A 12,967-nucleotide genomic window follows, 5' to 3' on the forward strand; every position below is an offset into this window, starting at 1 on the left:
CCCGAGCAGCGCGCTGGTGATGGCGCCCTGCCCCTTGGCACCGATGATGACCATGTCGCAGCCCGAGCGCTCGATCATGTCCACCAGCGTGTGCGCAGGGGGCCACAGCCACATGCACCGCGTTGTCGCCTTCGGGCTGCACCTGGGGACGGAGGCCGTTCGTGACTGGTCCGCACACCCCATCGACCAGCGCTTGCACCGTGTGGCAGGCCGCGCGCTGGCGCAGCTCGGGCTTGTAGATCTTGCCCACGTTCGTTACGGGCATGGTCTCCAGCACCTGCACCCAGCGCGGGCGGGCCACGGCCTCGTCCACGCGTTCGGCGGTGAAGGCCAGCAGTTCGGCCTCGGTCGCCTGTGCACCGGGCACCAACGTGGCGTAGACCACGGGCAGCTCGCCCGCATAGGCGTCGGGCGCACCCACGGCGGCGCACAGCTGCACGGCGGGGTGGGCGCCCAGCGCGTCTTCGATCACCTTGGGGTCGATGTTGTGGCCGCTGCGGATGATGAGGTCCTTGGAACGACCGCTCAGGTGCAGGCGACCCTGGTCGTCCACAAAGCCGAGGTCGCCGGTGGCCAGCCAGCCATCGTGGGTAAACGCCTTGGCCGTGTCGGCCGCGTCGAGAAAACCCGAGAACAGGTTGGGCGACTGGAAAAGCACCATGCCCGGCTGGCCGGGTGGCAGGTCCTGGTCGGACGCATTGCCCTGCGCATCCAGCGCCACCACGCGCAGCTGCGTGTAGGGCAACCGCCAGCCCACGCAGCCTGCGGGCGCGCGCACGCCCGGCGGGGTGATGGTGGAGATGCCCGCCATCTCCGTCATGCCCAGACTTTCGTGGATGTGCAGGCCAAACAGGCGCTCAAACCGCGCCGCCAGCTCGGGCGCGAGGATGGCCGCACCCGTGCGGCAGTAACGCAGCGTGGAGATATCGGCGCCGCCCAGCGGCACATTGGCCAGCGCCGCCAGCACCGTGGGCACGGCCGACAGGTAGGTGCAGCGGTAGCGCTCCACCAGCCGCCAGTAGTTGGCAATCACCTCGCGGTTGCGGAACAGGCCGGTGGTGGGGATGATGGTCTCCACGCCTGCCGACAGCGCCGCGAGCGAGCCCGGCAGCACGCCTGCCACATGGAACAGCGGGTAGCCGTTGATGCCCACATCCTGCGGCGTGATGCCCTGCATCTGCACGCTGCCCCAGGCGGTGAACACCTGCGCGCCGTGGCTGTGGCGCGCCAGCTTGGGCGCACCCGTGGTGCCGCCGGTGTGAAAGTACGCGGCGATGTCAGTGGCCACAATGCGGCGGCCGCTCACCAGGTGGTCGCCCGGGTGCTGGTGGCGCGCGGCCAGGTCCACCACGCCAGCGGGCAGGGCGGTTGTTGCACCCGGTGCCTCATCGTGCGGGGCTACGCGCAGCACGGTGGTCAGCGTGGGCACCAGGGCGCGCAGGCGCAGCGCCTTGCTCCAGTAGCCCACATCACCTTCGCCGCCATAGGCAACCAGCACCTTGGCGCGGGCCAGGGTCATCATGGCCGCGATCTTCTCGTCGGTGAGCATGGGGTTGAGCGGCTGCACAATGCCCGCCGCCTCGCCGCCCCACAGGGCCAGGTGGTATTCCAGGCAGCCAGGCAGCAGCACGGCCACGGCATCCTCGGGGCCCACCCCCAGGTGGTGCAGCAGGTTGGCCGTCTGGTGGATGCCGGTAAGCAGCTGCGCATACGACCAGCGGATGGGTTCGTCTGCGGGGTCGGCCGTGGGCAAAAAGCTCAGCGCCGTCTTGTCGCCAAACGCCGCCGCCGAATTCACAAAGATTTCGTAGGTGCTTTGCACTGGCAGCGCTTCAGCCAGAGGGCGGGCTTCATGCCGTTCTACATCCTGCAGGCTGCGCACCGGGGCACCGGGGGAGAAAGGCGTGTGGAGCGGGGGCATCTGTGGAAGGCGCATGGCGGGTCTCGGGTCTGATGGGGCTGCGGGTCGGTCACCGGCGGGGGGCGGATGCGGCATCGTCCTACCCGCCCGCGCCCGCCGCGTGGCCACAGTCTGTCTGTGTACCGGCGCAAAAGCAGTCACGCAGATGTCAGAGAGGGTTCAGGACCCCCTGCGAGACCGTCCGCAAGCTCTCAGCGCCGGGTGGTGCTGCGGCACACCCATAATGGACCTTGTTGATTGCCACTGCGCGCCCCGCCGCGCGCCTTCCCTCCATGAACACTCCGCAGCCGCCCAAACGTTTTTCGATGATCCGTGAGTTCCACCTCGCCGACTGGTTCACGCTGGGCAATGCGGTCTGCGGCGTGGGCGCGCTGTTCTCGGTCATGTCGTACCTGGAAACGAACGACGTGCTGCATGTGTACTTTGCGTGCGCCCTGGTGCTGGCCGCGCTGATCTTTGATGTGCTGGACGGCCGCATCGCGCGCTGGCGCCAGAAGAGTTCAGCCATGGGCCGCGAGCTGGATTCATTGGCCGACGTGATCTCCTTCGGCGTAGCGCCCGCCATCATTGCCTACGGCTGCGGCATGCAGGGCCTGTATGACCGCATCGTGCTGGCCTACTTCGTGGCCTGTGGCGTGTCGCGCCTGGCGCGCTACAACGTCACGGCCGAAACCCTGTCGGGCGACGACGGCAAGGTCAAATACTTTGAAGGCACGCCGATTCCCACCTCGATCATGCTGGTGGCGTTGATGGCCCTGGCCGCCTACCTGGGCGCTGTGCGCGAGAGCCTGTGGTTTGGCAAGGTAATCATTGGCGGCTTTACGCTGCACCCGCTGGTGCTGCTGTTTGCGGTGTCGGGCTCGTTGATGATCAGCCGGATTCGCATTCCCAAGCTCTGAGCCACTGGCTGCCCTGCCATCTCCTGTCCTGTCGTTCTGGATGTTGAACACCATGGCGCTCCAAAAAATCGCAGCGTTTTCCGACGGCACACGGGGCGGCAACCCCGCCGGTGTGTGGATCGGTGACGAGTTGCCCGCCCCCGTCGACATGCAGCGCATCGCTGCCGAGGTCGGCTTTTCTGAAACCGCGTTTGCCGCCCCACTGGACGATGGCCGCTGGAAGGTGCGCTACTTTTCGCCCGAGAGCGAGGTGCCTTTTTGTGGCCACGCCACCATTGCCCTGGGCGCCGCACTGGCGCAGCGCGAGGGTGACGGCGTGTTTGCGCTGTCGCTGAGCCAGGCCGAGATCACGGTCGAAGGCCGCCGCCAGGGCGATCTGGTGCAGGCGGCGCTGCAGTCGCCCCCCACGCGCAGCGGGCCTGTGCCTGCCACGTTGCTGGCCGACGCGCTGGCCCTTTTTGGCCTCAGCGCGGCCGATTTGGACCCGCGCATCCCGCCCGCGCTCATCCATGGCGGTGCCGACCACTTGGTGCTGGCCCTGCGCAGCCGTGCGGCGCTGGCGGCCATGCACTACGCGCTGGACGCCGGCCGCACGCTGATGGTGAACGCCAAGCTGGTGACCATCGTGCTGGTGTGGGTGGAGTCGGACCGGCTGCTGCACACCCGCAATGCCTTTGCCTCGGGCGGCGTGCTGGAAGACCCGGCCACGGGCGCCGCCACGGCCGCACTGGCGGGCTACCTGCGCGACCTGGGCTGGCCGCATGGCGGCGCCATCGATGTGGTACAGGGCGAGGACATGGGCATGCGCTCGCGCCTGCGCGCCGAGATAGGGCCGGTGGCGGGCAGCTCCATCCGCGTGTCGGGCACGGCACGGTGGATGAGCGACGGCGAATAACGCTTTTTGCTACAAATAATATAGCTTTTATCGCTTGATGGTAAAGCGCTAGGGCTTGTTTTGAATTGAATGTTGCGCTGTGCGCCCCGGCCCTGACGGCGGCAGCGCACCTGGCAGCGCGTCCATCTCTTGCCGAAGCCATTGCACCAGACACAGCGTCTCCGGCGACGGGTCCGGGGCCGTGCCGAAGTAGTGCCGCGTCAGCGGCAGCCGCAAGCTGGGCAGGGGCGACACCAGCCGCCCCGAGGCCAGGTCGTGGGCAATCAGCGACACCGGGGCCACCGCAAAACCCAGCCCATCCACGGCGGCCTGCAGCACAAAGTGCAGGTGGTCAAACTGCAGGCAGCTGGCGGGCTGGAGCCTTGGCGCGTTCACCAGCTTCTTCCAGCTTTCCCAGTCCTTGCTGCGCGATTTGGACAGCAGCAGCACATGGGCCGACAGCGCCTCGGGCTGCGCCACCGGGCGCTGGGCGAACAGCGCCGGCGACCCCACCACCAGCGCCTCGTCCTCCAGAAACGGCTGCACCTGCATGCCCGGCGGCCAACCGCGTGGGCCGCGCCGCAGGGCCAGGTCGAAGGTCTCGGTGGCATGGTCTGGCGCCAGCGTGCTGGTGATGACCTGGGGCTCAATGTCCGGATGCTGGGCCACAAAACCAGGCAGCCGAGGGATCAGCCACCGCACCGCAAAGCTGGGCCGCACGTTGATCTTGACGCTGCGCAGCCCGGCATCGCCCCGCAGCGACTGGGCAGCGGCGCCGATCTGCGCGAGTGCAGGCCCGACCTGCGCGTGAAACTGATGCCCTGCCGCCGTGAGCAGCACCTGCCGCGTCTTGCGCTCGAACAGGTCCACGCCCAGGTGGGCCTCCAGCGCCTTGATCTGGCGACTGATGGCGCTGTGGGTGACGTGCAGCTCCAGCGCGGCGTGGGTAAAGCTCTGGTGCCGCGCCGCCGCCACAAAGGCGCGGACGGCGTTCAGCGGGGGCAGGCGGGGTGACATGCGTGCAATTTTGTCACGCATGGGGCGCAGCAATATCGTTTGTCGCGCCGGGCACCGCCGCGCACCATGCGGGCCATGCCACAGCCTTCAGCCACTCCCTCTGCCCCAGACCTCCACTCGCGCCGCGCCGCCTTGGCGCTGGGCCTGTCACTCCCCGGGGATACGGTGCTCTACCTGCTGCTGCCGATGTTTGCCCCGGCGTTTGGCGTCACCCTGTTTGAAGCGGGCATTCTGCTGGCCGCAAATCGCCTCGTGCGCATTGCGGGCTACGGGGCGGTGGCGCGGTTCTATGCCCGCCATGGCGAGCGCCTCACCTGCTCGCTGGCCGTGCTGGCCGCCGCCGCGTGCGCGCTGGGGTACGCTACCCTCAGCGGCTTCATCGCCTTGTTGGGCCTGCGGCTGCTTTGGGGCCTGGCCTTTGCGGCGCTGAACCTCGCGACGCAGGCGCTGGCCACGGCCGAGCCTGTGGGCGCTGCGCGCCGCGCCGGGCAGTCGCGCGCCTTTTCAGCGCTGGGGCCCATGCTGGCCCTGCCTGCGGGGGGTGTCTGCGCGCTGTGGTGGGGGCCCCGGGCGATCTTCTGGGTGTTTGCCGCCGTCGCGTTGTGCGCCTTGCTGGCCACGCGGCATTTGCCCGCCCAGCCGCATGCTCTGCCGCCACCGCCCAAGCGCTGGGGCAAGTTGCCGGGTCGCCTGGACCGCTTTTCGTTCGTTGAGGGGTTGGTGCTGGACGGCCTGTTCATCATCGGCCTGTCGTACCTGGGCCGCGATGTGCTGTCGGGCCATCCGGTGGTTGTGGCGGGGATGCTGCTGTCGGTCCGCTATCTGGCCGAGATCGCGCTGAGTGTGGTGGGTGGCGACCTGGCCGAGCGCTATGGCGCCGAAGTGCTGCTCGTGGGTTTTGCGGTGCTCACGTCGCTGGCCCTGGTGGGTTTTGGCCTGGGGTGGCTGTGGACCAGCGCACTGACCATCGTGATTTTGCGAGCCCTGCTGCTACCCCTGTTGCCGCCGCTGGTCGCGCGCCGCACACCGGGACCGGGGCGCATCCAGGCGCTGGCGACGCGGTCGGTCTGGCGAGACCTGGGCGCTGGTGCAGGCCCGGTGCTGGCGGGTGTGCTGCTGCCCATTGCGCCGTCCGCCTGGGTGTATGGCGTCGCAGCCTTGCTGCTGTCGGCCACGGCCATCGCCTGCTGGGCGCCGCGCGGCGATTGATCGTCTGCGCATCGACCATCGCTTTTTCTCACAAATCCTCTTTTTTTGGAGAACTCCCCTTGGACATCCACACCACATTGATCCGCTGTGCTGGTGGCACGGTCGACCTGCCCGCGCGGCCCATGAACCACCGCAGCGATGGCGGGCATGTGCTGGTGCACCCGCCGCGCCCCGTCTGGGAACGCAGCGAGCTGACGCCCGAAGAGCTGGCACATTGGTCATGCCTGGTGGCCGCAACGGGCCGGGCCATGCTCGACACCTTGCCGCAGCTCGCCGGAGGCTGCCTGAACTACTGGGAGGCGGGCAACAACGCGCCGAACCCGCTGGCCCATCCCCAGGGGCCGAAAACCCCCGCGCTGCACCGCAAGATGCACCTGCATGTGTTTGGACGAAGCCCCAGGGCCACGCACCCGGACTGGCTGTGGGGCGAACCGCCCCGGTTCCCGAATTTTGCGCAATCTGAGGCTTGGACCCAGCAGTTCACACGGCTGGAGGACGATGAAGGCGCCGCGCTGGGTGCGCGCATTCAGGTGTTGCTGGATACGCGGTATGCACTGAGTCGGGTTGGCTGACGATACCTGCCAGCACACGAATTGCTATTAAAATTGAAGCTGTAAGCGCTTGCTGGTCAGGCGCTAGGCGGTGTTTTTATGAATCTCTTTTGTTACGGTTACTACGCGACCACAGGCCGCCGATTCACCAGCACGATGCCCGCCGCCACCAGCACCAGTGCCGCCACCAGCCCGGGCGTCACGGGCTCACCCAGCCACAGCGCGCCAAACAGCAGCGCAAACACCGGCGTGAGGAAAACGAACACCGAGATCTTGGTGGCCGGGTAGTGCGCCAGCATCCACATCCAGGCGAGGTAGCTCACAAACGCCCCCACCAGCGCCTGCACCAGCAGCGAACCCCAGGCAAAGCCGCTGAACTGCCAGACCCACGCCTCGCCCAGGCCCAGCGACAGCACTGGCAATACCGCCGTGCTCACCGCCACTTGATAGAAAAGCTGCTTGGCGGGGGCCACACGCGCCAGCGGCGTGGTGCGGATGACCACCGTGGTCAGCGCCCACATCAGGCCCGCAGCCAGTCCCAGAAGATCTCCCAGCCAGCCTTTGGGCAGCGCCGTGCTGGCATGGCCCAGCAGCCCGTCGCCCAGTGCCAGCCCCACGCCCACAAATGCCGCCGCCAAGCCCAGCCACTGCCAGCCCTGCAGGCGCTCACCGGGGATGAAACGCGGCAGCAGCAGTGCCACCCAGAAGGGCGATGCATACAAAAACACCGTGAGCCGCGAGGCGGTGGTGTACTGCAGCCCCAGGTAGATGCACGCAAACTCGCCGGCAAACAACGCCCCCGCCAGCAGTCCTGCACGCGTGGCCCCGGCGGGCTCGCCCGCGCCGGAAAGGCCTACACCACGCCACAAGCACCACGCCGCCACCGCGACCGTGGCCAGCGCAAAGCGCACAAAGGCCTGGAACACGGGCGCCACCTCAGCCACTGTGGCCTTGACCAGCACCTGCTGGAAGCCCCAGAACATGCAGCAGGCGAGCAGCAGGGAGACAGCCAGGGCGTCGATGTGTGTTTTGCGGGTGGAAGGCATCGGCGCATTATCAAAGGGCGCGGTGGGTCTGCCGGTCGCCTGGGTGCATCCGCTGGCCTTCTTGCAGTCCGCTGTGAATGCCGAAAAAGCGCATACGGACGCTTACACAGGCCCACGGTACACTTTGCGCCTTCTGAAACAGGTTACCGCGCTCCTTTTTCCTATCCCCCCTCATGGCCCTTACGACGGCGGCGCAGTCCCGCTCCAGCTTTGACCTCAAGAGCGCCTCGCTGCCAGTGGTGGCGGTGTTGCTCAAGACCACCGACGCCGCCCAGTTCGTAGCCGACCTGGCCGAGCGCGTGGCCGATGCCCCGGGCTTTTTTGACAACGACCCTGTATTGATCGACCTGGCGCCCGTGCGTGAGGCCGAAGCGCCCATCGACTTTGCCGCCATCGCAGCCGCGCTGCGCCAGCACAACACCCTGCCTGTGGCCGTGCGCGGCGGCAGCCCCGCCCAGATGGAGGCAGCGCGTGCTGCAGGCCTGGCCGCAGCGCCCGATGCACCCCCCGCGCGTGCCGAGGCGCCCACGCCGGTGCAGGAAGTGGTGCGCGAGGTGATCCGAGAGGTCGAGGTGGAAGTGGTACGCGAAGTGCCCATGCCCGGCCCCGGCACCGTGGTGGTGGACAAGCCCTTGCGCTCCGGCCAGCAGGTGTATGCGCGTGGCGCCGATCTGGTGGTGATGGCCGTGGTGAGCTTTGGCGCCGAGGTGATTGCCGATGGCAACATCCACGTCTATGCCCCGCTGCGTGGCCGCGCGATTGCCGGTGCACGGGGCAACACCGAAGCCCGTATCTTTTCGACCTGCCTGGAGCCGCAGCTGGTCTCCATCGCAGGCATCTACCGCACCACCGAGACCGAGCTGCCCGCCGAGGTGCGCGGCAAGCCGGCCCAGGTGCGCCTGGAAGGCGAGAAGCTCCTGATCGAGCCGCTCGCCTGAGCCCCCATTTCATTCGTACCAACCCACAGAGAATCAGCAACACATGGCCAAAATCGTCGTCGTGACCTCCGGCAAAGGTGGCGTGGGCAAGACCACCACCAGCGCCAGCTTTGCCACCGGCCTCGCCCTGCGCGGCCACAAGACTGCCGTGATCGACTTTGACGTCGGCCTGCGCAACCTGGACCTCATCATGGGCTGCGAACGCCGCGTGGTGTACGACCTCATCAACGTGATCCAGGGCGAGGCCAACCTGAACCAGGCGCTCATCAAGGACAAGCAGTGCGACAACCTGTTTGTGCTGGCCGCCAGCCAGACGCGCGACAAGGACGCGCTCACGCAAGACGGCGTCGAGAAGGTCCTCAAGGACCTGGCCGCGATGGACTTTGAGTACATCGTCTGCGACTCGCCTGCCGGCATCGAAAGCGGCGCGCTGATGGCCATGCATTTTGCCGACGAGGCGCTGCTGGTGACCAACCCCGAAGTCTCCAGCGTGCGCGACTCCGACCGTATCCTGGGCATGCTGGGCAGCAAGACCAAGCGCGCCATTGAAGGCGGAGAGCCGATCAAGGAACACCTGCTCATCACGCGCTACAACCCCAGCCGCGTGCAGGACGGCCAGATGCTGAGCCTGGAGGACATCCAGGACATCCTGCGCATCAAGCTGATCGGCGTGATTCCCGAATCCGAAGTGGTGCTGCAGTCGTCCAACCAGGGCACGCCCGCCATCCACGCGCAGGGCAGCGATGTGAGCGAGGCGTACAAGGATGTGATCGACCGCTTCCTGGGGCAGGACAAGCCGCTGCGTTTCATTGACGCCGAAAAGCCCGGCTTCTTCAAACGCCTGTTCGGGAGCAAGTAGCCATGGCTTCTTTTCTGTCCTTCCTTCTCGGCGAGAAGAAAAAAACCGCCAGCGTCGCCAAGGAGCGGCTGCAGATCATCCTGGCGCACGAGCGCAACGGCCGCAATGCGTCCGAGCCCGACTACCTGCCCGCACTGCAGCGCGAGCTGGTGGCGGTGATCTCCAAGTACGTCAAGATCAACCCCGACGACCTCAAGGTGCACCTGGAGCGCCAGGACAACCTGGAAGTGCTGGAAGTCAAGATCGAGCTGCCCGATACCGTGCGATAGACCGCCACGGCCACCGGGCCGCGCACTCCCGTCGCGCCCCTGCGCCCCAGCCCCTGCCCCGCAACCCTGCGCGGCAGGGTTTCTTTTTTGGGCTGGTGGGACCTGATTTGGCCTGACAATTGCTAGATGTACTAGGGTAATCCCTAATTTTTCGGCAACAAGGCTCCTGTGGACACAACCTGGAAACTCAGCTGGCAGCGTGCACGCAACCATGAGGGCGTCACGCGCGGCGCGCGTGCCTTGGTCGCCCTGGTTGCCGTGCTGGCCTTTGGCTGGTGGGCCGACTGGCAGGCTGAGCTGATGCCCGTGCTGCTGGGCGTGATCGCCAGCGCACTCACCGAAACCGATGACAGCTGGCGCGGGCGCCTGCGGGCGCAGTGCCTGGCGCTGGCGTGTTTTGGTCTCATGGCCGGGGCCGTCTGGGCGGCGGTGTCCTGGCCCTGGGTGCTGATGGGGGTGATGGCGCTGCTGGCCTTTGGCATCACCATGCTGGGGGCGCTGAGCGAGCGCTACCGCGCCATTGCCTTTGGGTCGCTCATCCTGTTCATCTATGCGGGGCTGGCCGCCCACAGCAGCCGTGCGGACGCGGGTGACGCCATCCCCCGCATGCTGGCGGGCGCAGCCTGGTACGGCGTGGTGTCGGTGCTGTGGCATGCCGTGCTGCCGCGCGCGCCAGTGCGTTACCGCCTGGCCAAGCTCTACGCCATGCTGGGCGAATACCTGCGCCTGAAGGCGCTGTTGCTGGAGCCGGTGCGCGATGTGGACCTGGAACGCCGCCGCATGGCGCTGGCGCTGCACAACGGCCGCGTGGTGGACGCCCTCAATGCCACCAAAGAGAGCCTGATCAGCCGCATGGGTGCGGGCGCACCCCCGCTGTGGCTGCAAACGGCCATGCACCAGTACCTGGCGGCGCAGGACGTGCACGAGCGCGTGAGTTCGTCCCACGAGCATTACGACCTGCTGGCCCAGTCGTTCTTTCACAGCGACGTGCTGTACCGCTGCCAGCGCGTGCTCACGCTGCTGGGCGAACAGGCGCTCAAGCTGTCGGTGGCCATCGAGGCGCAGACGGTGCCCCAGCACTGGGGCGTGACGGCCCGTGCCATTGAGGACATGCAGGCCGCCGTGGCGTACCTGGCGTCCCAGCCGCAGTCCGTTGGTGCTGCGTCCCTGCCTGCCCAGTCCCGTGCATTGCGGTCGTTGCAGGCGCTGGCCGACAACCTGACCGCACTGGCCGGGGTGTTTGCCGGTGCGCTGGCGCTGCCAGCTGGCAACGCCGAAGTGACGGTGGACCACGCACTGTTTGACCGCGAGCCCCGCAGCCTGCGCGATGCCTGGGTGCGTCTGCGCTCGCACTGGCAGCTGCAGTCCCCCTGGCTGCGCCACAGCTTGCGGCTGAGCCTGTCCCTCATGGTGGGCTTTGCGCTCATGCAGGCCACGGCGGACCCGCACGGGTACTGGATCTTGCTGACCATCGTGTTCGTGAGCCAGCCGCAGTACGCGGCCACGCAGACGCGGCTGATGGAGCGCGCCAAGGGCACTGCCATGGGGCTTGCGCTGGGGTGGGCGGTGATCCAGCTGTTTCCGGGCGAGCTGGTGCAGGCCGCCTTGCTGGTGCTGGGGGGCGCTGTGTTTTTTGGGGCGCGGCACACCCGCTATACCCTGGCTACGGCGGCTGTCACCACCTTGTTGCTTCTCAGCTTTCACCAGATGGGCGCGGCCAGCGGCGTGATCTCCGCGCGCCTGCTCGATACCGTGGTCGGCTGCATGATCGCCGCCATCGCCTCATGGCTGGTGCTGCCGTCGTGGCAGTCGCGCCACTGGCCCCGGCTGGCCGCCCAGGTGCTGCAGACCCAAGCGTTGTACCTGCGGGAGATCCTGGCGCAGTACCAGGGTGGCAAGTGCGACCACCTGGCCTACCGCTTGGCCCGGCGCAATGCCCACAATGCGGATGCCGCACTGTCCAACTCGTACAGCGCCATGCTCAAGGAGCCCTTGCATGTACGTGGCAACGCCGAGGTGGTGGGGCATTTCCTGTGCCTGTCGCACACCCAGCTCAACTACCTGTCGGCACTCGGTGCCCAGCGCGGCGGTGCGGCGGCCCAGCCCATGGACGAGGCCACGCGCGAACTGGCGCAAAGCCTGCTGGCATCCCTGCAGCAACTGGCGCTGGAACTGGAGCGCGCGCAGCAGTCCGGCCGGGTGCGCAAGACCCACAGCGCCCCTGCAGTGGCCCAGGTGCTGCGCGAGTGGGGCACGGTACCGGCAGCGCCCAGCGCGCACAGCCTCATGGCAGCGCAGCTGCAGCTGGTGGGCAAGGTGTTTCCGCAGCTGCAGGCGCAGGCGCGCCAGCTGGTGACCACGGAATAGGTTGGGCGGATTGCGGCGCGGGAGTCGTGCCGCAGCCAGGTCAGCGTGCGTGCTTGGCGAACTTGCCCGCAAACGCCTGGGCAATGCTCAGCCCGCGTTGCCCCGCGACCAGCGTCGCGGTCTGCCCGGCGGCGATGGTGCAGGCCGGTCCACCGACAGGTAGTAGCCGCAGCAGCCCGCCACCGCCATGGCGCGGCCGGCCTGGGCAAAGCCCATCACGGCGTTGAACTTGAAGCAGGGCTCGCGCGGCGCCGCCACGCGCAGCACGCAGTCGGGGAAATGCCACTCGTCGCCCACAAACACCTCGTGCTCCAGCGGGCCGTCAATGGTGAGGTTCTCGCCCATGAAGCCCGGTGGCAGCGCTTCGTCGAACAGGCTCACGCTCCGCTCGCGGCGCTGGGCCTGCCAGAACGCATAGTGCGCGGCGGGGTAGGCATATACCGCCTTGGCCAGGCCGCCGTGCACGCTCAGGTCGGCCTGCTCGTCCCCCGCCAGCCCCAGCGGGCCCACGGCCACGGGACCCGTGACGGAGGTTTTGCCGATGGCGGTGAGCACCGACCGCTCGCCCACCTTCATGCGCAGGGCGGTGCCAACGTTCACGTGGCGGACGACGATGGCGGGCGCCGTCACAGCGGGTGCTCGGTGTAGAACTTGCCGCCGTGGTACAGCAGGGGCGATGCGCCCTCGCGGTGCTCGCAGCGCTCCACCTCGCCCACGAAGATGGTGTGGTCACCCTCCTTGTACTGGCTGCGGTTGAAGCATTCGAACGTGGCGGCGGCACCGGCCAGCAGCGGCGCGCCGCTGATACCGGGGCGGTGCTCCAGGCCGGCCCAGCGGTCAATGCCGCGGGTGGCGAACCGTTCGGCCAGGTCTTTCTGGTCCGCCGCCAGCACATGGATGGCGTAGTGCGAGCCGTTGGCAAACGCCGGCATGGTGCTGGCGCCGTGCGACAGGCTCCACAGCACCAGCGGGGGCTCCAGCGACACCGAATTGAACGAACTGGCCGTGAGCCCCACC

The 12,967-nt window shown here is 67.7% G+C and carries 12 protein-coding genes and 1 pseudogene; 8 read left to right on the plus strand and 5 right to left on the minus strand.

Annotated elements, in window-relative coordinates; all coding sequences use genetic code 11:
* The coding region (locus DBR23_RS08575) for an acyl-CoA synthetase (RefSeq protein WP_233250343.1) at positions 1–1,936 on the minus strand (1,936 nt) is incomplete at its 3' end.
* 257 nt (positions 1,937–2,193) lie between these two features.
* On the opposite strand from DBR23_RS08575, the gene pssA reads away from it, so the two are divergent.
* Both pssA and DBR23_RS08585 read left to right on the plus strand, forming a co-directional pair.
* Entirely contained in the window at positions 2,194–2,820 is a 627-nt protein-coding gene (gene pssA, locus DBR23_RS08580; protein ID WP_108497959.1) for a CDP-diacylglycerol--serine O-phosphatidyltransferase, read from the plus strand.
* Between the two features lie 52 nt (positions 2,821–2,872).
* Positions 2,873–3,715 (plus strand): PhzF family phenazine biosynthesis protein, encoded by an 843-nt coding sequence (locus tag DBR23_RS08585; protein ID WP_108497960.1) that lies wholly within the window; start codon positions 2,873–2,875, stop codon positions 3,713–3,715.
* Between the two features lie 48 nt (positions 3,716–3,763).
* Here the strand turns inward: DBR23_RS08585 and DBR23_RS08590 are convergent, their stop codons facing one another.
* Complete coding sequence (locus DBR23_RS08590; RefSeq protein WP_233250345.1) at positions 3,764–4,711, minus strand: LysR substrate-binding domain-containing protein; 948 nt, start codon at positions 4,709–4,711, stop codon at positions 3,764–3,766.
* Positions 4,712–4,777: 66 nt separating this feature from the next.
* Here DBR23_RS08590 and DBR23_RS08595 point away from each other — a divergent pair, with 66 nt between their 5' ends.
* Complete coding sequence (locus tag DBR23_RS08595) at positions 4,778–5,920, plus strand: MFS transporter (RefSeq protein WP_108497966.1); 1,143 nt, start codon at positions 4,778–4,780, stop codon at positions 5,918–5,920.
* Positions 5,921–5,979: 59 nt separating this feature from the next.
* Positions 5,980–6,492, plus strand: a complete 513-nt coding sequence (locus DBR23_RS08600) for a hypothetical protein (RefSeq protein WP_108497961.1) — start codon at positions 5,980–5,982, stop codon at positions 6,490–6,492.
* A gap of 101 nt (positions 6,493–6,593) precedes the next feature.
* Here DBR23_RS08600 and DBR23_RS08605 read toward each other — a convergent pair whose 3' ends face one another.
* Positions 6,594–7,517, minus strand: a complete 924-nt coding sequence (locus tag DBR23_RS08605) for a DMT family transporter (RefSeq protein ID WP_108497962.1) — start codon at positions 7,515–7,517, stop codon at positions 6,594–6,596.
* Positions 7,518–7,690: 173 nt separating this feature from the next.
* Here DBR23_RS08605 and minC point away from each other — a divergent pair, with 173 nt between their 5' ends.
* The 4 genes from minC to yccS all read left to right on the plus strand — a co-directional run bounded on the left by minC (position 7,691) and on the right by yccS (position 11,950).
* The gene (gene minC, locus DBR23_RS08610; RefSeq protein WP_108497963.1) at positions 7,691–8,455 is read left to right on the plus strand and encodes a septum site-determining protein MinC; all 765 of its coding nucleotides are present in this window, start codon (positions 7,691–7,693) and stop codon (positions 8,453–8,455) included.
* Between the two features lie 43 nt (positions 8,456–8,498).
* The gene (gene minD / locus DBR23_RS08615) at positions 8,499–9,314 is read left to right on the plus strand and encodes a septum site-determining protein MinD (protein ID WP_015011986.1); all 816 of its coding nucleotides are present in this window, start codon (positions 8,499–8,501) and stop codon (positions 9,312–9,314) included.
* A gap of 2 nt (positions 9,315–9,316) precedes the next feature.
* Positions 9,317–9,583 carry a cell division topological specificity factor MinE gene (gene minE / locus DBR23_RS08620; protein WP_015011987.1) on the plus strand — a complete coding sequence of 89 codons (267 nt, stop codon included), beginning with the start codon at positions 9,317–9,319 and terminating at the stop codon, positions 9,581–9,583.
* Between the two features lie 168 nt (positions 9,584–9,751).
* Entirely contained in the window at positions 9,752–11,950 is a 2,199-nt protein-coding gene (yccS, locus tag DBR23_RS08625; protein ID WP_108497964.1) for a YccS family putative transporter, read from the plus strand.
* A 40-nt stretch (positions 11,951–11,990) separates the two neighbouring features.
* Here the strand turns inward: yccS and DBR23_RS08630 are convergent.
* Positions 11,991–12,526, minus strand: a pseudogene (locus DBR23_RS08630) (MOSC domain-containing protein).
* 50 nt (positions 12,527–12,576) lie between these two features.
* On the minus strand, positions 12,577–12,967 hold a 391-nt coding region (locus DBR23_RS08635), incomplete at its 5' end, for a flavin reductase family protein (RefSeq protein ID WP_108497965.1).

Origin of the sequence: Acidovorax sp. HMWF018 (assembly GCF_003061035.1) — a bacterium.
GTDB lineage: Bacteria > Pseudomonadota > Gammaproteobacteria > Burkholderiales > Burkholderiaceae_C > Acidovorax > Acidovorax delafieldii.